This is a genomic window from Clostridium sp. (assembly GCF_051278035.1).
In the GTDB taxonomy this organism is placed as follows: domain Bacteria; phylum Bacillota; class Clostridia; order Clostridiales; family Clostridiaceae; genus Clostridium_AD.
The window spans coordinates 1-22,329 of record NZ_JBNMNU010000011.1 but is presented as its reverse complement, the minus strand read 5'-3'; the positions used below and the strand labels follow the sequence as shown (position 1 = coordinate 22,329).

General features: G+C 30.7%; 19 protein-coding genes and 1 riboswitch. Of the genes, 13 read left to right on the top strand and 6 right to left on the bottom strand.

Going from position 1 to position 22,329, the window contains the following annotated elements:
* Positions 1–137: 137 nt before the first annotated feature.
* Positions 138–1,781 (bottom strand): SulP family inorganic anion transporter, encoded by a 1,644-nt coding sequence (locus ACJAX4_RS03175; RefSeq protein ID WP_435788006.1) that lies wholly within the window; start codon positions 1,779–1,781, stop codon positions 138–140.
* A 348-nt stretch (positions 1,782–2,129) separates the two neighbouring features.
* Here ACJAX4_RS03175 and ACJAX4_RS03170 point away from each other — a divergent pair, with 348 nt between their 5' ends.
* The 3 genes from ACJAX4_RS03170 (at position 2,130) to ACJAX4_RS03160 (ending at position 4,788) form a co-directional block, all read left to right on the top strand.
* On the top strand, positions 2,130–3,137 hold the full coding sequence (locus ACJAX4_RS03170) for a MarR family transcriptional regulator (RefSeq protein WP_435788005.1): 1,008 nt from the start codon (positions 2,130–2,132) through the stop codon (positions 3,135–3,137).
* A gap of 205 nt (positions 3,138–3,342) precedes the next feature.
* Positions 3,343–3,912 carry a LemA family protein gene (locus ACJAX4_RS03165; RefSeq protein WP_435788004.1) on the top strand — a complete coding sequence of 190 codons (570 nt, stop codon included), beginning with the start codon at positions 3,343–3,345 and terminating at the stop codon, positions 3,910–3,912.
* 9 nt (positions 3,913–3,921) lie between these two features.
* The gene (locus tag ACJAX4_RS03160) at positions 3,922–4,788 is read left to right on the top strand and encodes a TPM domain-containing protein (RefSeq protein ID WP_435788003.1); all 867 of its coding nucleotides are present in this window, start codon (positions 3,922–3,924) and stop codon (positions 4,786–4,788) included.
* A gap of 218 nt (positions 4,789–5,006) precedes the next feature.
* Here ACJAX4_RS03160 and ACJAX4_RS03155 read toward each other — a convergent pair whose 3' ends face one another.
* Positions 5,007–5,618 (bottom strand): DUF4230 domain-containing protein, encoded by a 612-nt coding sequence (locus tag ACJAX4_RS03155; RefSeq protein ID WP_435788002.1) that lies wholly within the window; start codon positions 5,616–5,618, stop codon positions 5,007–5,009.
* Between the two features lie 208 nt (positions 5,619–5,826).
* Here ACJAX4_RS03155 and glgP point away from each other — a divergent pair, with 208 nt between their 5' ends.
* Positions 5,827–7,449: an alpha-glucan family phosphorylase gene (gene glgP, locus ACJAX4_RS03150; protein WP_435788001.1), complete on the top strand. Its 1,623-nt coding sequence runs from the start codon at positions 5,827–5,829 to the stop codon at positions 7,447–7,449.
* Positions 7,450–7,555: 106 nt separating this feature from the next.
* Positions 7,556–8,551, top strand: a complete 996-nt coding sequence (locus ACJAX4_RS03145) for a hypothetical protein (RefSeq protein WP_435788000.1) — start codon at positions 7,556–7,558, stop codon at positions 8,549–8,551.
* 45 nt (positions 8,552–8,596) lie between these two features.
* On the opposite strand, the gene ACJAX4_RS03140 is transcribed toward ACJAX4_RS03145, so the two are convergent.
* The 3 genes from ACJAX4_RS03140 to ACJAX4_RS03130 form a co-directional block, all read right to left on the bottom strand.
* Positions 8,597–9,625, bottom strand: a complete 1,029-nt coding sequence (locus ACJAX4_RS03140) for a branched-chain amino acid aminotransferase (RefSeq protein WP_435787999.1) — start codon at positions 9,623–9,625, stop codon at positions 8,597–8,599.
* 194 nt (positions 9,626–9,819) lie between these two features.
* Positions 9,820–9,966 (bottom strand): hypothetical protein, encoded by a 147-nt coding sequence (locus tag ACJAX4_RS03135; RefSeq protein ID WP_435787998.1) that lies wholly within the window; start codon positions 9,964–9,966, stop codon positions 9,820–9,822.
* 90 nt (positions 9,967–10,056) lie between these two features.
* Positions 10,057–10,695, bottom strand: coding sequence for a RusA family crossover junction endodeoxyribonuclease (locus tag ACJAX4_RS03130; RefSeq protein WP_435787997.1), 639 nt, complete (start codon positions 10,693–10,695; stop codon positions 10,057–10,059).
* A 230-nt stretch (positions 10,696–10,925) separates the two neighbouring features.
* Between ACJAX4_RS03130 and tsaD the strand changes: the two genes are divergently transcribed.
* A complete protein-coding gene (tsaD, locus tag ACJAX4_RS03125; protein ID WP_435787996.1) occupies positions 10,926–11,948 on the top strand; it encodes a tRNA (adenosine(37)-N6)-threonylcarbamoyltransferase complex transferase subunit TsaD in 1,023 nt (340 codons plus the stop codon).
* 59 nt (positions 11,949–12,007) lie between these two features.
* Here the strand turns inward: tsaD and ACJAX4_RS03120 are convergent, their stop codons facing one another.
* Positions 12,008–13,114: an AI-2E family transporter gene (locus ACJAX4_RS03120; RefSeq protein ID WP_435787995.1), complete on the bottom strand. Its 1,107-nt coding sequence runs from the start codon at positions 13,112–13,114 to the stop codon at positions 12,008–12,010.
* A 409-nt stretch (positions 13,115–13,523) separates the two neighbouring features.
* On the opposite strand from ACJAX4_RS03120, the gene ACJAX4_RS03115 reads away from it, so the two are divergent.
* The 7 genes from ACJAX4_RS03115 to ACJAX4_RS03085 all read left to right on the top strand — a co-directional run bounded on the left by ACJAX4_RS03115 (position 13,524) and on the right by ACJAX4_RS03085 (position 21,974).
* Positions 13,524–15,551 carry a urocanate hydratase gene (locus tag ACJAX4_RS03115; RefSeq protein WP_435787994.1) on the top strand — a complete coding sequence of 676 codons (2,028 nt, stop codon included), beginning with the start codon at positions 13,524–13,526 and terminating at the stop codon, positions 15,549–15,551.
* 125 nt (positions 15,552–15,676) lie between these two features.
* Positions 15,677–16,798, top strand: coding sequence for a hypothetical protein (locus tag ACJAX4_RS03110; protein ID WP_435787993.1), 1,122 nt, complete (start codon positions 15,677–15,679; stop codon positions 16,796–16,798).
* A 91-nt stretch (positions 16,799–16,889) separates the two neighbouring features.
* A complete protein-coding gene (locus tag ACJAX4_RS03105) occupies positions 16,890–17,297 on the top strand; it encodes a hypothetical protein (protein ID WP_435787992.1) in 408 nt (135 codons plus the stop codon).
* Positions 17,298–17,382: 85 nt separating this feature from the next.
* Positions 17,383–18,858, top strand: a complete 1,476-nt coding sequence (locus tag ACJAX4_RS03100) for a sensor domain-containing diguanylate cyclase (protein WP_435787991.1) — start codon at positions 17,383–17,385, stop codon at positions 18,856–18,858.
* A gap of 68 nt (positions 18,859–18,926) precedes the next feature.
* A complete protein-coding gene (locus tag ACJAX4_RS03095) occupies positions 18,927–19,826 on the top strand; it encodes a GNAT family N-acetyltransferase (protein ID WP_435787990.1) in 900 nt (299 codons plus the stop codon).
* 82 nt (positions 19,827–19,908) lie between these two features.
* The gene (locus ACJAX4_RS03090) at positions 19,909–20,538 is read left to right on the top strand and encodes a hypothetical protein (RefSeq protein ID WP_435787989.1); all 630 of its coding nucleotides are present in this window, start codon (positions 19,909–19,911) and stop codon (positions 20,536–20,538) included.
* A 17-nt stretch (positions 20,539–20,555) separates the two neighbouring features.
* A complete protein-coding gene (locus ACJAX4_RS03085; RefSeq protein ID WP_435787988.1) occupies positions 20,556–21,974 on the top strand; it encodes a flotillin family protein in 1,419 nt (472 codons plus the stop codon).
* An 88-nt stretch (positions 21,975–22,062) separates the two neighbouring features.
* A riboswitch (Lysine riboswitch) is annotated at positions 22,063–22,242 on the top strand.
* The last annotated feature ends 87 nt before the right edge of the window (positions 22,243–22,329 follow it).

Here is a 22,329-nt window from a genome sequence, read left to right as displayed (position 1 = left end):
AAAGATACACTTAATATTATAATACATTATTATAGAATATTGTATTAATATAAATATATTTTTATTAAATAGTAAAAGGTAGACTGGTATAAACCAGTCTACCTTTTACTATTTTAAATATACTATTGTACTTAATTTTACTTTGTTAGTAAGTAATTAGCTCTATCAATAGCTTTCTCAACATTAGTACAGAAATTTTCTTTTCCTAAAAGATCTATAAATCCATATTTGGAAAGTGCATTAAGTGGCTGATCTTGAAGGTTTAAAATTATTAATTCCGTGTGATGCTTTTTACAGAGTTCATAAAGCATTTCTAAACCATGATATCCGGTAGCGTCAATAGCAGGCACGTTGGACATTTTTATAATCAAAATTTTAGTAGGAATGCCGAGTTCTCTAACTGCATGCATAAATTTATCTGCCGCACCAAAGAAGAAAGGTCCATTAATTTCGTATACAGATACATTTTCAGGGGTTTTGATGCTATCTATAAGCTCTATTTGATCTTTATCTTCATGTTCATCAAGAATATATCTCACATCAGAAACATCTGCCATTCTTCTCATAAACAGCAATGATGCAAGCACTAAGCCTATTCCAATAGCAATTACTAAATCAAAGAATATTGTTAGAGAAAAAGTAACCAAAAGAACAAGTGCGTCACTTTTAGGAGCTTTTAATATTTGTTGGAATGATTCCCATTCACCCATATTGTAAGAAACTACAATTAATATTGCAGCCAAAGCTGACATAGGTACAAGCTTTACATATGGCATAAATATTAGGAGTATTATGAGTAGGGTCAGCGCATGAACAATCCCTGAAACAGGGGTTCTACCACCGTTTTTCACATTAGCAGCAGTTCTTGCTATAGCACCAGTTACAGGAATGCCTCCTGCAAGACCAGAGAATATATTAGCTACGCCTTGTCCTACAAGTTCCATGTTAGAACGATGTGAACCACCAATCATACCATCAGCAACTACTGCAGATAGTAAAGACTCTATTGAACCTAAAATTGCAATGGTTAGTGCTGGAAGCATTAACTGTTTAATCATACTAAAAGAAGTATGAGGAATAGAAATACTAGGCAATGCACTTGAAATATTACCAAAACGACTTCCAATGGTTTCAATATTTAAATTAAATAAAAGCGTTAATACAGTAGCTACTACTATTGCGATAAGCGTTCCTGGAACTTTTTTATTTATCTTAGGCCAAAATATAATTATTGCAAGTGAAAGAGTACCAATAAGCATACTTTGCATATTTAAACTGCTAAAACTACCCAAATAAGCAATCCATTTAGGAATGAATTCGGAGGGTACGTTTTTCATGGTTAGCCCAAAGAAATCTTTAATTTGAGTGGAAAAAATAATAATTGCGATACCGCTTGTAAATCCGGTGGTAATAGGGTAGGGAATGTATTTCAACATACCGCCAAATTTTAGAGCACCCATTATTACTAGGAAAATACCAGCAAGGATAGTGGCTATGATTAGGCCATCAATACCAAACTTCTGGACGATGCCAGCTACAATAACTACAAAAGCACCGGTAGGACCGCCAATTTGAACTCTGCTTCCGCCAAGGAGAGATACCACAAAACCACCAACAATTGCTGTATAAAGTCCTTTTTCGGGAGATACACCCGAAGCAATAGCTAGGGCAATGGATAATGGGAGAGCTATGATAGCTACAATGATACCAGCTATAAAATCTTTAATAAATTGATCTTTAGAATAGTTTTTCAAACAAGTAATTAGTTTTGGGACAAACATAAATTTCACTCCTTAACTTTAATTAGCATTCGAATGTTAAAAATAAAAGTAATTCAAGTATTATTTTACTTGAACAAAATTATTTTTAAATTCATAACTTCTTATATGTTAGTTTTTAACATTATATCTTTAATAAAATATTTCCTAGTATATAATATTTAATACTATATAACGTATTTAATAATATCATATTACAATAGAAAAAACAATGTACGATATGTCCTTTTCATATTATAAAATCCTTTTGTTGATATGATATTATTTTTTTGGTACAATCTATTGAGTGATGAATTAGCATATGAAAACAATAATCATGTAAATGTTGAAAATCATGTAAGGGGATATGTTATGGATAAAAACCTGTATTTATTTAATATACATTCACTATATAATTTATCAAGATATGCATTTTTGAAAATAGAATCTAATTATGCAAGGACGGTGGAGACTTCTGGTATAACGCTTCCTCAACTTAGAATTCTGTGGATTATTAAAGCCTTTCCAGGAATTTCACTTAGTAATGTTGCAAGGATTGGATGTTGGTCTTCACCTACTGTAAGTAATATGATCAAAATCTTAATGGATAAGGAGTTAATTTTAAAAGAAGAAGCTATAAATAAAAAGTTATATAAATTTCAATTAACAGAAATCGGTAAATATTTTATTAATATCAACAAGCAAGATAAGGAAAAAAAATTCTTTCTTTTTGACTTGATAGGTTTATTTTCACATAGTGAATTAGATTTTATTATAGAGATTTTTACTGAAATTATTATAAAAGAAGAGAAACAATTTATTTTTGAATATATTAATAAGATTAATGAAATGAATTTAAAGATTGATTTAGAAAATTTTAACAAGGATAAAGTTAGCATAATAAAGAAGATAATTAGTATATATAATTTTTTAAGAACATTTATATTAACTGTTAAAAGTAGCCATAATGAACCGCTTAAGAAGTTTAATGTGACCTATGCACAACTGAGAGCGCTGTGGATAATTGATGCATTTCCGGGAATAACATCAAGTGGATTAAGTGAAATTAGTTTTTGGTCACCATCTACAGTACATGTAATAGTAAAGAATTTAGAAAGTAAGAAATTTATTTGTAAAGAAAAAGCAACAATCAAAAATGCCATTTATTTAGATATAACAGGGGAAGGTGAGAAACTCATAATTGATGATTTTGTTAAAAATCAAAAAAGCATGTTGATTTTTAAAGAACTAAAAGATATAAATTTGGATAAACTAATAAAACTAAATTCACTTCTAAGGAGAATGAATAATAAACTCGGTAATTGTAAAACAGATGAATATATAAAAAAAACCTTTGACATCATTGTGGCTAAGGCATAAGAGGATGATTTCTATATTAAATAGAAATCATTTTTTTTATTTTGACAAATATAATTTTAGTTGATACATAATTTCAAAGAATAAATAGCAAATTAGTATAGTATCCTTATAAAATTCATAAATATATTATAAGGATGAGATTGAATTAATTATAAGCTGAAATTAGTGGTAAATACATTTTATAAAATAGAAAGGTGGTATAGATATGAATAAAACACAAAGGACCGTTGCCATTGTTATTGCAGTATTTTTAATTATAACAATGCCTATTGTTGGTGGCTACAATAAGATGGTTAGTCTAGACCAAAACGTAAAGGTATCAGAAGGGAACATAGACGCACAACTCCAAAGAAGGTCAGATTTAATTCCTAATTTGGTTGAAACAGTAAAAGGCTACGCATCTCAAGAAAAAGAAATATTTATACAAATAGCGGAAGCCAGGGCCAAACTTTCTGGTGCAGAAACCGTAGGTGATAAAGCGGAGGCGGATAGTGAACTTGGATCCGCGCTTTCAAGGCTATTAGTAATTGTAGAAAGATATCCAGATTTGAAATCTAGTCAAAATTTCAGAGATTTGACCGTAGCACTGGAAGGTACAGAAAATAGAATAGGTACAGCAAGGCAGGATTATAATAAAAGTGTTGATAATTATAACACTACAATTAAAAAATTCCCCGGTTCTATTATTGCAGGAACTTTTAGGTTCGAAGAAAAAGAATATTATAAAGCTAGTGAATCTGCTAAAGAATTACCAAAAGTTGACTTTAGTAAATAGGAGTAAAATATGAAAATTTATAAAATAAAATTTATCAGTAAAATTTGCAATAGCATAAGTAGTAAGCATGTAAAGAGAATAATAAATATGAAGAACTTTTCTGTAGCCATGCTAAGTACGTTTATATTAAGTTCAATAGTATCTGTTAACTTAGCTAATGCAGAGGTTAAATTTCCGAGTCCCACAGCATCAAAATATATTAACGATTATGTGGGCGAGATAGATGCTGAATCAGCGCAATATATTATGTCAGTAGGTAAGGAATTAGAGGATAAAACAGGATCACAAGCGATTGTTGTAGTTATCGATACACTTGAGGGTGAACCAATAGAAACTTACGCCAATGGCATATTTAGAGAGTGGGGTATTGGGCAAAACGATAAAAATAATGGGCTATTAATTTTATTGTCGATAAATGAGAGGAAGTGGAGAGTAGAGGTAGGTACAGGTCTAGAGGGTGCTGTTACGGATATATACTCCTCAAGAGTTATGAATGAATTTGCAGTGCCAAAATTCAAACAAAGCCAATATGGAATTGGACTTAGGGAGGCATACTCGGTTTTATCAGATAATATAGCCAAAGAATATTCAGTAACATTAGACAAGAACATAAATGTTCCGAAATATGCTGAGAAAATAGAAAATTCAAGCTCATCTAAAAGCGGAAATGGATTTTTAATAATAGGAGTTATTGTGATAATGATTCTGGATTTTATTTTTAATAAGGGAAGAATAACTAGATTCATGATTAAAGTGTTATTTTGGAGTGCTATTTTTGGACGTGGCGGAAGAAATGGTAGAAATGGTGGAAGTGGTGGTTTTGGAGGGTTCGGTGGTGGATCCTCAAGTGGTGGTGGTTCATCTGGTGGATATTAATTTGCTGATTTGGTAGAATACAATGAAAATATAGCAATAATTGTATTATGTTACAATGTTATTTATGTGAAATTAAATGTATAATATTAATTAAGTACATTAAAAAAATTATCATTAAGACTTGTTATTTGTTTAATGTTCTTGCCATCTACTAGTAAAATGAATATTAAAAAGCAGAAAAACATATCGTTTTCTGCTTTTTATTATTTAGAGTATACTTATTTGAAAACTATTGTAACATTTTTAAAACCCATATCTAATAGAAAGACCTTTAAAAGTAATTTGGCATTATTGTTAGCTTCATCTAAAAATCCTTTTTTTAATAAATCTTCTGCAATTATAATTTTTTCATTACTTATTTCACTTATAATATCCTGCATACTGAGTTTATTAAACATTGAGGATTTTTCGTCATATACTAATAAATCTTCATTATTTATTACATTATCAAGTATTTTAGAATTTTTTAAAGTTATGGTAACATCTTTTTCATCAACCACAATGTCTAAATCTTTTAAATCTACCCCAACTTTTATATAGCCACTATATTTTATAAAAAATGATTTTTCAGTAAATGGAATGGGCACATCTTTAAACTTTTTACTGTTTTTTAGGGCTATTATATTAGAATAATTATATTTTAGTGTAGAAAGCTCTGAAATTTTTGTTAATCGTTCTGTAATAAGAGTAGAAGTTATAGCTTGTTCATTCTTAATACTGTTTATGATTGAGTAAATCATTATGGTTGATATAGTTAGGCTTAAGAGTAAACATAAAACAATAAATTTTATTTTATGTTTTATAGGTTTAAAAATGGACCCCAAATGCATATTAAAACAACTCCTTATTGAAATAATTACAAAAGATTACTAATATAGTATATGGTAAGTTATCATGGTTTTAAAACTAAAAAATCAATTTTTAGGTTGTGGATAAAAAATAAAGGCTAGTTTGAAAACTTATATTAGTGCAATCGGTTGCACCAATACAAAAAAATATGTATAATGAATATAAGATGAATGTAGGAGGGGAAATTTAATGGATAACAATAATCTTCCAAAAGTTGCCTATTTTTGTATGGAATATGGACTGAATTCAGAATTTAAAGCTTATGCAGGTGGACTAGGAATACTTGCAGGTGACCATTTAAAAGGAGCCAAAGATTTAAAACTTCCACTAGTGGGAATAGGACTTAAGTGGAAACAAGGATATACAGAACAACACATAGATGAAAATGGGAAAGCTTATGATTCATATCATAACTATACCTATAACTTTTTAGAAGATACAGGCGTAAAAGTAACAGTTAAAATCAGAAATTTAGATGTAGTGTGTAAGATTTGGAAATTAGAGGAATTTGGCAATGTTCCATTATACCTTTTAGATACTGACATACCAGAAAACAGTGATACTTGGATAACTGGTCAGTTATATGGGTGGTTTGGGGAAGAACGAATCGCGCAAGAAATAGTTCTAGGTATAGGGGGAGTAAAAGCTTTAAGAGCTCTAGATATCCCTATAGATGTATACCATTTTAATGAAGGACATGCAGCGCTTGCTGCTACAGAGCTCATAAAAGAAAAAATGCAATCAGGATGTAGTTTTGAGGAAGCTTGGAATAAAACGCGCCAGGAAGTAGTATTTACAACTCACACTCCAATAGTTGAAGGTAATGAATCTCATGATGTTTCAAAATTAGAATATATGGGAGCATTTAATGGATTAACTAGAGAGCAAATGATTAGATTTGGTGGAGAACCATTTAACATGACGGTAGCAGGACTTAGACTTTCAAGAAAGGCTAATGCTGTAGCACAACTTCACATGAAAACTGCAAATAAAATGTGGAAAACCGTGGCTGGAAGATCTGAAATTATTGGAATAACTAATGGAATCCATAAACCATCTTGGGTAGATGCTCGTATTACTGAGGCTTATGACTGTGATGGAGACCTTTGGGAGGCTCACATAGATATTAAAAAAGAATTAATAGAATTTATTACTGAAAGAACAGGTGTGAAGCTAGCTGCAGATAAGCTACTTATCGGATTCTCAAGAAGAGCGGCACCTTATAAGAGAAGTGATTTAATATTTACTGATGAGGAGATTATTTCACCACTTCTTAAAAGTGGAAAAGTTCAAATTGTATTCTCAGGAAAAGCCCACCCACTCGATGATAACGGAAAAGAAATAGTTGAAAAGTTAGTAATAATGATGAAGAAATATCCGAGTAGTGTTGTGTTTTTAGAAAATTATGATATGAATATAGGGAGGATGTTAACTAGAGGATCAGATATATGGTTAAACAATCCAAGAAGACCTTTAGAAGCAAGTGGAACCTCGGGAATGAAAGCTGCAATGAATGGTGTGCTTAACTGCTCTATTTTAGATGGTTGGTGGCCAGAAGCTTGTAATGATGGCATAAATGGATGGCAGTTTGGAGATGCAGTGAGTCTTAATGAATTAACTCCAGAGGAATTAGATAAACATGATACGGCGGCCCTTTATGATACTTTAATAAATAGAGTTATGACTACTTACTATGACAATAGAGAAAAATGGGTAGAAATGATGAAAGAAAGTATTAAAAGTACAAATTATGCATTCTCAGTTGAAAGAATGTTAGATGAATACTATAAAAAAATGTATAAAAACTCATGATAAATCATGAGTTTTTTTGTTTTTAATAATAAATGGTGGAATTAGCATTTAAAGTAAGTTATTATTAGTTTATATACGTTAATAACTATAAATGGAGATGATATTTATGAGATTATTTGGGCCAACATATGAAGATATCTGGAAAATACTTAGTGAGGATATAGGGGCGAAAATTATTACTAATAAAGATTTAACTTTTAAAAATTATGAAGTTATAAAAGAATTTCATAATTGGATTATTATTTTAGATACTTGTGAGTCTGGTAACAGATCTAATATCGTATATACTAGAGTTTCTTGTGTGTTTTTAAACAAGCATGGTTTTAAATTTAAAATGTTTGGAGAGTATTTTAACAATTATTTTCCTAATTTTTTTGATATGCAAGATATAAAAGCAGAGTATGATGATTTAAGTGATAATTTTGTTGTTAGAAGCAATAGTGAAATAGCCATTAAAATATTTTTGGAGAATAGTAATATTAGACAACTAATAAGTATTCATCCTGATATATTGCTGGAAATAATAAGCAAAGAAGACCATGAACTTATTGCCAATACAGAAAGTACTCTGAGTGTTAAAATTCCTGGGGTAATTAAAAATAATGAGGTATTGAAAAATTTATTTGAATTAATTGCGGAAAGTCTTTTAGAGATTGAAAAGATAGAAAATGAAATTGAGAACTTACAAGTCAATAATTTTACTCATTTTGATGTAATTAAAAATAGTTTTAAAAATGGTTTGCTCCAAAGTGATCAATATATAAATCTTAAGAGAAATATAATTAATAATGTGAATAACGCGATAGGCATAACTACTAATCATTATTCACATAAAAAAAATCAAGTTAGTGAATCTGAATTAGTAAATAAAGACCAAGCTGAAGAAATATCTTATACAGAAAATAAGTCTTCCGTTTCACCAGATACAAGAATTGACAAAGCAATCGAAACTGCAAGTACTGACAAAGTAATAGAAACTGCAAGTATTGATACCAATAGTTTGAGCATTGACACTAGAAACTTAAAAATTGATGATAGTTATTTAAAAAGTGATGACAGTTATTTAAAGAATGACGATAGTTATTTAAAAGGTAAAGAATAAAAACTATAAAAAACACAACTTTCTGGTGAAAGTTGTGTTTTTTTACTATTTAACTTCTACAATCCATCCTTCAGGGGCCTTTACATCTCCAAACTGAATTCCGTAAAGAGTATCATAAAGTTTTTTGGTAACAGGCCCTACTTCTGTTTCACTGTGAAAAACTGTGAGCTCTCCTTTATATTCTATTCCACCAATAGGTGAAATCACAGCAGCGGTTCCACATGCACCAGTTTCTTTGAATTCCATCAAATTATTTATTAAAACATCTCTTTCTTGTACTTCGAGGTGTAAATATTCTTTTGCAAGATGCATTAGTGAGTATTTAGTTATGCTAGGAAGTATTGATGGCGATTTTGGAGTTACAAATACATTATCATTTGTAATTCCAAAGAAGTTTGCAGCACCAACCTCTTCAATTTTAGTATGAGTTTCAGGGTCAAGGTAAATACAATCTGCAAAGCCTTTTTCTGTAGCTTTTTTATGAGCAAGAAGGCTTGCAGCATAATTTCCTCCTACCTTTGCAGCACCAGTTCCATGAGGGGCTGCTCTATCGTAGTCCTCTGAAATTATAAAGTTTACTGGAGCAAGTCCACCTTTAAAATAAGCTCCTACAGGACAACAGAATACACTGAATAAAAATTCGGGAGCGGATCTTACTCCTAGATTATCACCAATACCTATTAAGTAAGGCCTAAGATAAAGTGTTGCACCAGTTCCATATGGGGGAACAAAAGCCTCATTTGCTTTAACAACTTGAATACATGCATCAATAAATTTCTGAACGGGTATTTCTGGCATAAGTATACGGTTACAACTTTCATTAATACGTTTGGCATTCTGATCTGGTCTGAACAGTTGAATTTTACCATCTTTTGTACGATAAGCTTTTAAGCCTTCAAAGCATTGCTGACCATAGTGAATGGCTGTTGATGATTCACTTATAGTTATATTATTATCTTCAACTAGTTTTCCATCATCCCATTTTCCATCTTTCCATCTTGAAACATAACGTAAATCTGTTTTAGTATATGCAAAACCTAAATTATTCCAATCAATATTAATATCTGTGCTCATATAAATCCTCCTATAATGTAATATTTGTTCTATATGTTATCTATAAATTGTTCTAATAATAGTATAACATAAATATAAGTATGTACTATAAGTATTTTAATAAACTAAGTCTAGAATATTTTTGGAACTTAAAAGAAACGCATTAATAAAATAAAAATTTTATTAATGCGTTTCTTTATTTAGGTTAGAGGATATTAACTTAAGCCTTCATGATTATTATTTTTATCTTTTCCCTTATTAACATTAGTAATATTATTTAAAGATTCAAAACTCGTACTATTTTTCATGTTGCTTATAGCCTCATTAACCTTTTTATTTTTAGTCTTTTTATTTTTGTTCATGAGTATTATCTCCCTTCATATTTTGTAGTTGGCGTATTAATAGCATAGCCAGATTTACCGTTAATATGTATATAAATAAAGGGATTATACTTAAAATAATTTTTTAAAACAGGTCTTACATAAAGTAGTCTTGCCCTTGTTCGCAGAGAGACAATTATCCTTTAAAACTTGTTTACCGCATATTTCACATATACGTTTTGATGAAGAACAATTAGCATTCAAAGGATTAGATTTATTTACGTTGCTACCTATAACATTTTTTTTATTAGATGGTAGATTATAATTTATAGGTTCATCTACTTCTTCTTTTTTAATTATAGAATAATTTAGAGTGTATGTACTTTCAGCAAAAAGTTCTAATTCAAATCTGGGATTTTTCGCGTCATAGAACTCTTCAATAATAAGTCTCGTAACTTGGGCATCATTTACTATAAGCCCACTTTTCTCTATACCATCGAAAATACTTTTCGTTATATTAGTTGTATCAGGATGTCTTTTTATACTTTTGTAATATACTTTTAAAATAGCAATAAGAGATTCCGTTAAAAAAATGCTGGGATTCTGGCTTCTACATTGATATGCTATCTCTTCTTCATATAAAGCATATCTATCATGGTATTTACCAGTATTGTAAGGTAAAATAGCTCTGCCATTCATGTTAGAAAGTTTAAAATTAGATTTTGTAATAGGGGAGCCTTTTATTATTACTTTTGCGTAGGTGTTACTCATAAATACCTCCTTAATATATGTAAAATATGTTGTAACGATTGATTAATTTCTTTTGAATTATAATCATATGCACAAGTATATCATAGAAAAAATTTGAATTGCTATAGTTAATAAAGTATAATTGATTTGTACAATTGATAGATACTATCATTTTAATAATGTAATCATATTTAGAATGGTTTTATGAATATAAAAAAATTATATAAACAATACTAAAGGTGGTAAAAACAATGGAAAAGGATATAAGAATACTTGCAATAGAATCAAGTTGTGATGAGACAGCGGCAGCGGTAGTTGTGAATGGTCGAGAGATTTTATCAAATGTAATAGCATCACAAATTAATATACATGAAAAATTTGGGGGTGTTGTGCCAGAAGTAGCATCTAGAAAGCATATAGAAGTAATAAGTGCTGTGGTTAAAGAGGCGTTAGATGAAGCTAAGGTTACATTAGCTGACATAGATGCAATAGGAGTAACTTACGGACCAGGACTTGTAGGAGCGCTACTTGTGGGAGTTCAATACGCTAAGGGTCTAGCGTATGCAACAGGTAAACCACTAGTAGGAGTTAACCATATAGAAGGTCATATTAGTGCTAATTTCATTCAATATAATACGCTTAAACCACCCTTTGTATGTTTGGTAGTTTCAGGAGGACACACATTTATTGTCTATATGAAAGACTATGGTGAGTTTGAAATTATGGCTCAAACTAGGGACGATGCGGCGGGAGAAGCCTTTGATAAGGTAGCCCGTGCTATTGGGCTTGGTTACCCTGGTGGTCCTAAAATAGATAAAATAGCAAAAGAGGGCAATCCAGATGCTATAGTGTTTCCAAAAGCTAAATTTCATGATGATACCTTAGACTTTTCGTTTAGTGGAGTTAAATCAGCGGTGCTAAATTACCTGAACAAAATGAATATGAAAAATGAAAAGATTAATGTGCCAGATGTGGCAGCATCTTTTCAAAAGGCAGTGGTTAGTGTCTTAGTAAATAATGCTATGAAGGCTTGCATAATTAAAGGTGTAGATAAAATAACATTAGCAGGTGGCGTTGCATCAAATTCTTGCCTTAGAGAGACCATGACAATAGAAGGGCAAAAGAAAAACATTAAAGTTTTGTTTCCAGAAATGATACTTTGCACTGATAATGCAGCTATGATTGGGAGTGCAGCTTATTTCGAACTAATTAAAGGGGAAATTTCGGGATTAACTCTTAATGCAATACCAAACTTAAAACTCGGAGAGAGATAGCAGAGAAAAAAATGAAATGCAGGTATATACCTGCATTTCATTTTTTTATATGTAAACCATTATAATTTGATATTTTTTTCTTCGAGTTTGCGGTTAATGAATCTGTTAGCTAGTAATATAATAACTGCGAGTGTTGGCGCGCCAAGGAACATTCCGAGAAGGCCAAAGGCTCCACCACCTATGAGTATGGCAAGTATAATAAGTAATGGACTTAAACCAAGAGAATTTCCAAGTATTTTAGGTCCTAAGTACAATCCATCAAATTGCTGAAGAGCAATAATGAATACAAGTACCCAAAAGGCTGCTATAGGGCTATAAAAAAGAGTGATAATAAAACAGGGAACCATTCCAATAAGTGGACCGAAATATGGAATCATATTCGTAATTCCGATTATTAAGCTTATAAGTACGGTATAAGGTACTCCGAAAATACTAAGTCCCACAAAGCACATAAGAGCAATAATAAGTGAGTCTATAGTTTTTCCTATAACAAAATTCGAAAAAATATTATTTACTTCGTCACCGAATATTATAAAATTATTTGCCTTTTCTTTCACTAAAATTGCATAAATCAATTTTTTTACATTTAATATTAAAATTTCTTTATCCTTTAAAAGGTAAATAGAAATAATAAATCCAAATAAAAACTTCATAATAGAAGAGGTAAAGCCTATGGCAGTTAGAAAGGCTACATTAATACCAACATTTAAATAATCACTTAACTTCGCAAGCAAAGTAGTGGTATTTTCATCTAAGTATTCGGTTATACCATATTTATCGAGTAATTGAATTTTGTCCATGTTTTCAGTAAACCAAATTTGAGTTTTACGTACATATTCAGGAGTTAAAGAGGCCAGCTCGCTAACGCTATCACCAATATTTGGAGTCAGTATAGTGATACTAAAATATAATAGTCCTAAAACAAATATATATATAATTAGTAAAGTGATGACTCTCCTTGTATGGAAATTCTTTTCAATAACAACCATTATTGGGTTTAATAAATAAGCTATACCGAATGCCCATATAAATGAGCTTATATATGATATAAAAACACTGATACCATCAGTTAGTAGCCCAATATCATTTACCACTCTGAACAAAACAAGGGATAATAAAATTATAGGAACTAGATTTAAATAAGGGATTCGTTTGTCTTTGAACAAGCTTAATTCACTTCCTTAATGATTGATTATTTTAGTAATAATATCATAAATATTATATATCATAAATATTAAATTTAAAAGATATTTATGATATATTTAATAATATTGTGTATTTTATAATGGATATGGCAAATATAATAGTTAAACATTACTATATTGACAGTGTTTACAATTATTGTAACGATTAATCATATAAAAATCTTATTATTTTTTTAATCTGTGTTGATGTAGCATAATGAAGTATTAACGTGTAAACAATATTTAAGGGACGATAAGAACAAGAAATTGAAGGATTATGATGAATAACGAAGAATATATAAAATATACAGATAGTAAAAATGCTATTATCAACGATATAAACATATTGGACGATTATATTTTTAAAATTTATATACAGGAGAGTGCTTATATGATTAATAATTTTGATATTGAACACGCTATGACTATTAAAATAGACGATGAATTACCAAATGTGACTGAGTTTGAAGTAGGAATAAGAAGGGCGCCAGATAGAGGGTTTACTCTTTCAAAGCAGCAGGCGGAGCTTGCACTTAAAAATGCACTTAGGTATGTTCCAGAAAAACACCATGAAAAGCTGGCACCAGAGTTTATGGAAGAATTAATTACTAAAGGAAGAATATATGGATACCGTTTTAAACCAGAAGGCAGAATTTATGGAAAACCTATAAATGAATATAAAGGTAATTGTATAGAGGGAAAAGCATTCCAAGTAATGATTGATAATAATTTGAATTCAGATATAGCATTATATCCTTATGAGTTAGTTACCTATGGTGAAACAGGTCAAGTGTGTCAAAATTGGATGCAGTATACACTGATAAAAAAATATTTGGAAAATTTAACTCAGGATCAGACTCTAGTACTCGAGTCAGGACATCCACTTGGACTTTTTAAATCATCTATTAATGCACCAAGAGTTATTATAACTAATGGGCTTATGATAGGCATGTTTGATAATTCAAAGGATTGGCACGAGGCAACTCAGCTTGGAGTTGCAAACTATGGTCAAATGACGGCAGGTGGATGGATGTACATAGGGCCACAGGGCATAGTACACGGAACTTTTAATACACTGCTAAATGCAGGTAGATTAAAACTTGGAATACCAGATGATGGAGATTTAAGAGGAAGAACATTTATAACTTCTGGGCTTGGAGGAATGAGTGGAGCACAGCCTAAAGCTATCGAAATAGCAAATGGAATTGGAATCATAGCAGAGGTTGATTATTCTAGAATTAAAACAAGGCTCGATCAGGGATGGGTAAATATTGCCTCAGATAACCTTAAGGAAATATTTGAAATTGTGGCAGAGAAGGTTGATAAACAAGAGAGCATATCTATTGCCTATCATGGGAATATAGTAGATCTACTTCAATATGTGGCAGATAAAAACATAAAAATAGATTTATTATCAGATCAAACTTCATGTCATGCACCATATGATGGAGGATATGCACCACAAGGTGTTACATTTGACCAGCGAACAAACTTATTAAAAGAAGATAGAGAAAAATTTAGACAGTTAGTTGATAAAACATTAATAAAACATTTTGAATTAGTTAAGATTATAGTTGCTAGGGGAACATATTTCTTTGATTATGGGAATGCATTTATGAAAGCTGTTTATGATGCAGGAGCTATAGAAATAGCAAAAAATGGTGTAAATGAAAAAGATGGATTTATATTTCCTTCTTATGTAGAAGATATAATGGGGCCAATGCTTTTTGACTATGGTTATGGACCTTTTAGATGGGTATGCTTAAGTGGGAATCATGATGATTTAGTTAAAACTGACAAGGCAGCTATGGGGTGTATTGATCCAAAGAGGCGTGGGCAGGATAGAGATAATTATATTTGGATAAGAGATGCAGAAAAAAATAAATTAGTGGTTGGTACGGAAGCTAGAATACTTTATCAGGATGCTCAGGGAAGAATAGATATTGCACTTAAGTTTAATAATATGGTTAGAACCGGAGAAGTTGGGCCAATAATGCTAGGACGTGATCACCATGATGTAAGTGGAACCGACTCTCCATTTAGAGAAACTTCTAATATAAAAGATGGTAGTAATGTAATGGCAGATATGGCGGTGCAATGTTTTGCAGGAAATGCTGCTAGAGGAATGAGTTTAATCGCTCTTCACAACGGTGGAGGAGTAGGAATAGGCAAATCTATTAATGGTGGGTTTGGGCTTGTACTTGATGGTAGTGATAGAGTCGATAGTGTTATAAATTCTTCAATAGCATGGGATGTAATGGGTGGTGTGGCTAGGCGTGCTTGGGCTAGAAATCCTCACTCAATAGAAACAAGTATAGATTATAATAAGAAAAATACTGATGTTGATCATATTACATTACCATATTTAACAGATGAAAAAATCATAACTAAAACAATAGAACAAGCTTTTACAAAATAGGAAGCAAAAGGACATCTTTTTTTAATAAAAAGGATGTCCTTTTGTTCTTTTTATACGTATAATAGTAGATGTGTAAAAAAAATGACAAATAATAATTTTTACAACTATCATTGAGGAGAAAAATTATGAGTATCCATGAGAATAGAAAAAAGGAAGTTTCCAAGCTATGTATTATTGGTTTGTGTTTAGCTTTAAGCACATCGACATTAATAGCTTGTTCAAATAAAAACATAATAAAAAACGAGCAAAATATAAGCGAAAATGATCAAAATATAATAACTAAAGATAGCGAAATTAAAGATGGTGGACAAATTGAAACCAACAAAACTACAAAAATTGCCTTTGAGAAAAATGATAATGTTTATATTTATGATGAAATAAATGAACAAATTGAATCGTTAGGAGATAATTTAAAATCAAAGGATTTATTAAATATTTCGCCGGATAACACAAAACTAATATTTAGGGAATTTAATAAAGGAGAGCCAGTATATCCTCCACATGTAACTGTTTATGATATTAAAACTGAAGTGTTTACAGATATTGTTATAGATAATAAAAATGTTCAACAAATAGTTGATATGGAATGGATAGATAATGAAAATATTTTGTTTACGGGCCATATTAATCCATCCTCTTCAGGATATTCTGTATATAATATTGAAAGCAGAAAAGAACTTATTTCTTGTGTAGGGACTGTAAGAGATATCACAATAAGTAAAAAAAATATTCTTTATAGTAATACGCCTCATGTATTCCCACAAATCAGTGCTAATTTATATATTAATGGTAATAAAGTTTTTGAATCCCAGGATGTTAATGAAAAAATACTCGATGGCGTGCTATCGGAAGATGGTAAATCACTTGCCTTCAGAAGTTGGGTGGCAAATGAAAATGAATTAAATAGTGAAGTAACTGCTTATCTAAATGTAGCTAAAATTAATAGTCATGGAAAATCATTAAGCGATTTAAAAAGGATAAATATAGGTGGTGATATAAGCGGGGATATTAAATTTGATGATAAAAATAATTTAACCATTATAGGTGATGAATACATATATAAATTAAAAGAAAATACTCTATTTAAAGAGGAAAATATTTTGCCCCAAAAGGAGGCAATTCCAAATGATAGTCTTCAAAAGTTTAAACGAATTTTGGCGGAACAATTTCCTGAAGAATTTATCTCAGAGCAAACAATATTAGATGACATAGGAATATACAATTTAATTGTTTTTCAATTAAATTAAGCACACTAAAAGTGATTCGCTTACAATATATAAAAAAATTTGTTATAATAACGTTAAGACTTTTGGAAAAAAATATGGAAGAAGGGTTATTATGAAAAAGAAAAGTACGTCCAGGCCACGCAACACAAAAAATAGACGAAGGACTATACCAAAATCAATTATTAACAAAGTAGCTATGTTAATTGGTTTTATTGTGCCAATAGCTTTATTTATATCTTATTCTATGGATGTAAATTTTTTCTCTATTACAAAAATCATATCTATTTTTCTCCTAATTATATGTATAGTTGCTTATTTAAAAGATGAAGTTATTTATCCTAGGTTTAAAGTAGTACATCGTGGTGATAAAGTAGGCATTAAAAAAAATGCGGTGAGCCAAGCACATAAAACAAAATTTTCATTTTCATTGAGCAAGGGTACAGTTCAAATGGTATTATCAATATTAATGATTATAATATGTACTTATTTAGGAGAAATAATATATAATGCAATTGGATAATTAGCATCTTATATAAGTCGAAAGTGTAAAAGGAAATGGGACAATGGGGGTAAAAAGTGAATTTCTACTAGTGGGTGTTATCTTTATGTTCATAATAGTAATATTACTATTAATTTTTGCTTTAAGACGTGAACAAGATATGTTAAAGAAAAGTAAAAAAGAACATGATTTTCTGAGGATACTCTTAGATACAATACCAAATCCAATATTTAGCAAGAATGTCTATGGGGGATATATCGCTTTTAATACAGCTTTTGAACAATATTTGGGACTTGAAAAGGAACAAATTATTAATAAAACAGATTATGAAATAATAAAAGAAAAAACAACGGAAATATATGATGAATCTAACTTTGAATTGATGCAGAGCAGAGGGAAACAGTCTTATGAGTCCAAGGTGAAATATGCAAATGGCGAAGAACATGATGTGTTATTTAATAAGGCTACACTTATAGATAAGGATAATAGAGTTGTGGGGTTAGTTGGAGTTATGCTGGATATCACAGAACGTAAGATGTTTGAAAAAAAAATAAGAAGAGCATTAAATTTAAACAAAGCTATGCTTAAAGTAAGCCAATCTATCACTGTCATAAATAACATAGATGAATTATTTGGACTTATACTAGAAAAAGCAATAGGTATTATTAAAAATGCAAAATTTGGTAGTGTTTTGATTTTGGACGAAAATAAAGTGTTAAAAATTGTTGCATCAAAAGGTTACGATATAGATGCAGCAAATGATTTTAGCATACCCTTAGATCGTTCCTTCCAATGGTTAAAAACCAATGGAAATATAGAGAAAACAATTATTATTAATGATATTGATGAGTTGCAGGGCATTAGACTAGTGAATATTTCTAAGGATAAAAATTTGTATGATGTGAAATCATGTATTAGTGCACCTATCATGATTGAAAACAAACTTTATGGACTGGTTAATGTAGACAGCAACTATACCAATGTATTTAGTGATGAAGACTTAGGAAGTTTAGAGCATCTTAGAAGTCAAATTGAAATAGCTATTAGTAAACACAAATTGTATGAAGAAACAATTTATTTATCTAGATATGATAAGTTAACTAATATATTTAATAGAAGATATTTTGAGGAGATTTTTGATTTATACTTTAATAAAGCAATTAGGTACAGTGAGGAATTCCAGTTGGTTATTTTTGATCTAAATGGACTTAAGATTGTTAATGATAGTTATGGTCATTTAGCCGGAGACAAGTATATTAAAATATTCGCCAACAAGTTAAAAAACAATGTGCGGGCTTCTGATATTTTAGCTAGATACGGTGGAGATGAATTTATTGCTATATATTGGGGTACAAATTTAAAAAATTTAGATATAAAACTTGATGAACTATTGCAACAATTAAAAAACAACCCATTTAGTTTCGAAGGAAATGAGATTGAATGTAGTTTTAGCTATGGAATTGCAAGCTACCCGCAGGAAGCACAAAGTTATAATCAGTTGGTAAAAATTGCTGATGATAGGATGTATGAAAATAAAAGAGAAATAAAGAGTGCTATTCAATATGCAAGATGTAAGGTTTAAATAGTAAAAAGGGCAATCAAAAGGTGAAAACATTTTGATCGCCCTTTTTTAGAAGGAGATGACGACTTATGGAAATTAAACAATTTGAACTATTAGCTGTTGTACAGAAAAAAGAGTTATACGATTTTATTAAAAACACTGATTTAACTTATAATAAATCATTTATAGAAATGAATAATATATATGAAAGTGATACCTTCAATGATGGAAGTAGTGTGTTTATATTGTTTCACAAGGGCGGAATAATAGGAAGTGCTGCTGTAATAACGAAGGAGATCAGCATTAAGGGGGAGGCGTTTGTTACAGATGTTTATGTTTCAAGGGAAAATGTTGAAGTTAATTTATGTTATCTAATGCAAAAAATAGTGGAGTATTGCAAAACTTGTACTGCTAGAAGTGTGAAAATAGGTATCCGTGAAAGTGAAACGCATCTTATTCCATATATTAAAGCTATAAATTTTACTCATATATATGATGCTGTAATAATGAAACATAAAAGATGTGTAGACAAAATAGGTGGGGCATATAGAAAAATAGAACTCCAACCACTTTCTCTTTCGAATTCTCTTGAATATATGAATATACAAAATGAATCTTTTAGAAATAGTCCTAATGGAGCAACTATAGATGAGGTGGAAGTAAAGGATTATATAGTTCGATATGCAAATGATGAAGATTTGATAGGAATATGTTTTGCCGAAAATAGTGCATGTGGGGTATATGAGCTATCTATAGATGGAAATATAGGATGGGTTAATACCTTAGGAATTGCCCCTAAATATCAAAAAAAAGGATTGGGAAGTGCATTAGTTTCCAAATGCATTAAAAAGTTATATGCGCAGAATTCAGATGAAATCAAACTTTTAGTAATTACTTCTAATGACAATGCAGTAAAGATTTATAAAGAAAATGATTTCGAAGAAGAAGAAATATTTTCTTCTTGGTTTGAAAGAATAATATCATTGTAAAATAGTAAGAATATATGTATAATTATAACTAGGGCATTTGTGCTAAAAATGTAACTATTTAAAACTGGAAAGGAGATGTAATATGTCAGAGTGGTGGAGTACTATTGGATATTTTGAAAGAATATTTTGGTTTTTTGCGTTTCCATCCACGACAGTATTTATTTTACAGATGATTATGACATTACTAGGTCTAGGTGATAATGGAGATATAATTGACGATATCCAAGATACTATGGATGAAATACCAGAGGATATAATAGATCTAGAGATTAATGATAGTGCAGGAGAAGTTTTAGACTTCAAGTACAAGTTTAAGTTATTTACTATAAGAAGTATAGTAGCATTCTTTACTGTATTTTCCTGGACTGGAATTGTGGCAACAACATCAGGTATAGGTAAAATATTCACGGTCCTAATAGCCTTAATTTCAGGCTTTGTTATGATGTATATAGTATCTTACATCTATTATTTTCTAACGAAGTTCGTAGAAGATGGAACTATGAATAAAAAAAACGCAATTAATAAAGAGGGTCTAGTTTATTTAACTATTCCAAAAGGAAGAAAAGGATCTGGGAAAGTGGAAGTGGTGGTACAAGGTGCATTAAGAACACTTGATGCGGTAACAGATGGGGATGATATACCTACAGGAAGTAAAGTAGTAGTTATAAGCATTGCAGAAGATAAACTCTTGCTCGTGGAAAAAATAGATTAATTTAAGGAGGAATTATTATGACGTCAAGTATTTATGGAATCATTTTGCCAATTATTATTGTTTTAATTGTTTTTATAACAGTGATTGCGGTGTTTGCAAGATATAAGAAATGTCCATCAGACAAAGTTCTTGTTGTTTACGGTAAAACAGGGAGAGGAACAGATGGAGAATCTAGATCTGCTAAATGTATACATGGTGGAGCAGCATTCATATGGCCTGTAATACAAAATTATCAGTTTTTAGATTTAACTCCTATATCTATAGAGGTCAACCTAACAAATGCACTTAGTAAGCAAAACATTAGAGTGGATGTGCCTTCTAGGTTTACAGTAGGTGTTTCTACAGAAGAATCCATTATGCCTAATGCAGCCGAGAGACTACTTGCGCTAGGTCTTAAGGAAATCCAAGAACTAGCCAAAGATATAATATTTGGTCAATTAAGGCTCGTTGTTGCTACTATGGATATTGAGGAAATAAACTCTAATAGAGATAAATTTCTAATAAATGTTTCGCAAAATGTAGAATCAGAGCTTAAGAAGATAGGATTAAAGCTTATAAACGTTAATGTTACTGATATTAGAGATGAATCAGGATACATAGAAGCTCTTGGTAAAGAAGCAGCAGCTAAAGCTATAAATGATGCTAAGAAAACTGTGGCTGAAAAAAATAGAGATGGTGCTATAGGCGAGGCAGATGCAAAGCAGGATGAAAGAGTCAGAGTATCAGCAGCTAATGCTAAGGCCATAGAAGGAGAAAATTTAGCTAAGATAACTGTTGCTAATTCCGAGGCAGAAAAAATGGAAAGACAAGCAGAAGCAAATAGAAGATCAAATGCATCACAAAAGGTTCAAGCAGCTAAAGCTCTTGAAGAATCGTATGTAGCGGAGCAATTAGCAGAAAAAGCTCGTGCGGACAGAGAAAAAGCTACAAAAGAAGCGGACGTAATAGTTCACGCTGAAATTGAAAAGAGAAGAGTGGAAATTGATGCGGAGGCAAAAGCTGAGACTATTAGAAGAATAGCCAAAGGTGAAGCAGATGCAACATTAGCTAGAATGGAATCAGAAGCTAAAGGTAACATGGAGATATTAACTAAGCAAGCAGAAGGTCTAAAGAAAATCGTAGAAGCATCAGGCAATAGCGCAGAAAATGCAGTAATGCTTATGATGACTGATAAAATTGAGCAACTTGTTACATTGCAAGTGGAAGCTATTAAAAATATTAAAATTGATAAGATCACTGTTTGGGATACGATGGGCGGAAATGGTAATGGAACCCCAACTACAGCAAACTTTTTATCAGGCATGTTAAAATCAGTACCACCACTACAAGATGTATTTAAGTCAGCAGGTATGGAACTACCAAATTATCTTAAAGGTAATTTCACTAAAGAAGATACAAATATAGGTGAACAAGAAGTAGAATCAGTAGAAAAATAAATATATTTAATATTCTGAAATAGTATTGCTTTTGATTTATTTACGGATTATAATTAAATTACAAATGAACAGTAAAATTAAATAAATTCGCATAGATAGAGGCGCAAAAAAAGAGGTAGTTTTTGAATGCTAAGGATAGGAACATCCGATATCAAAAATGAAGTATTTATTTGCCGAAAGAGTATTTTGGTTCTTAAAAATATTCTTGGGGATAGGAAGTAGTATTTCTATCACTGCCATAATTTTTTTATGGAGAGCTATTTATGTAATGAAAAGGTAATTTTCATTGCATTAATAGTTAGGTATTTTTGTCTATTAGGCACTGAAAATTCAGTGCCTTTTTTTGTGCTAAAAA

What these genes read in the sequence shown, in the direction of transcription:
- ACJAX4_RS03110 (WP_435787993.1), top strand. Translation starts at nt 15,677, where the DNA reads ATGAGTATCCATGAGAATAGAAAAAAGGAAGTTTCCAAGCTATGTATT.
- glgP (WP_435788001.1), top strand. Translation starts at nt 5,827, where the DNA reads ATGGATAACAATAATCTTCCAAAAGTTGCCTATTTTTGTATGGAATAT.
- ACJAX4_RS03160 (WP_435788003.1), top strand. Translation starts at nt 3,922, where the DNA reads ATGAAAATTTATAAAATAAAATTTATCAGTAAAATTTGCAATAGCATA.
- ACJAX4_RS03130 (WP_435787997.1), bottom strand. Translation starts at nt 10,695, where the DNA reads ATGAGTAACACCTACGCAAAAGTAATAATAAAAGGCTCCCCTATTACA.
- ACJAX4_RS03165 (WP_435788004.1), top strand. Translation starts at nt 3,343, where the DNA reads ATGAATAAAACACAAAGGACCGTTGCCATTGTTATTGCAGTATTTTTA.
- ACJAX4_RS03155 (WP_435788002.1), bottom strand. Translation starts at nt 5,618, where the DNA reads ATGCATTTGGGGTCCATTTTTAAACCTATAAAACATAAAATAAAATTT.
- ACJAX4_RS03135 (WP_435787998.1), bottom strand. Translation starts at nt 9,966, where the DNA reads ATGAACAAAAATAAAAAGACTAAAAATAAAAAGGTTAATGAGGCTATA.
- tsaD (WP_435787996.1), top strand. Translation starts at nt 10,926, where the DNA reads ATGGAAAAGGATATAAGAATACTTGCAATAGAATCAAGTTGTGATGAG.
- ACJAX4_RS03100 (WP_435787991.1), top strand. Translation starts at nt 17,383, where the DNA reads ATGTTCATAATAGTAATATTACTATTAATTTTTGCTTTAAGACGTGAA.
- ACJAX4_RS03085 (WP_435787988.1), top strand. Translation starts at nt 20,556, where the DNA reads ATGACGTCAAGTATTTATGGAATCATTTTGCCAATTATTATTGTTTTA.
- ACJAX4_RS03090 (WP_435787989.1), top strand. Translation starts at nt 19,909, where the DNA reads ATGTCAGAGTGGTGGAGTACTATTGGATATTTTGAAAGAATATTTTGG.
- ACJAX4_RS03170 (WP_435788005.1), top strand. Translation starts at nt 2,130, where the DNA reads ATGGATAAAAACCTGTATTTATTTAATATACATTCACTATATAATTTA.
- ACJAX4_RS03105 (WP_435787992.1), top strand. Translation starts at nt 16,890, where the DNA reads ATGAAAAAGAAAAGTACGTCCAGGCCACGCAACACAAAAAATAGACGA.
- ACJAX4_RS03140 (WP_435787999.1), bottom strand. Translation starts at nt 9,625, where the DNA reads ATGAGCACAGATATTAATATTGATTGGAATAATTTAGGTTTTGCATAT.
- ACJAX4_RS03095 (WP_435787990.1), top strand. Translation starts at nt 18,927, where the DNA reads ATGGAAATTAAACAATTTGAACTATTAGCTGTTGTACAGAAAAAAGAG.
- ACJAX4_RS03175 (WP_435788006.1), bottom strand. Translation starts at nt 1,781, where the DNA reads ATGTTTGTCCCAAAACTAATTACTTGTTTGAAAAACTATTCTAAAGAT.
- ACJAX4_RS03145 (WP_435788000.1), top strand. Translation starts at nt 7,556, where the DNA reads ATGAGATTATTTGGGCCAACATATGAAGATATCTGGAAAATACTTAGT.
- ACJAX4_RS03115 (WP_435787994.1), top strand. Translation starts at nt 13,524, where the DNA reads ATGATTAATAATTTTGATATTGAACACGCTATGACTATTAAAATAGAC.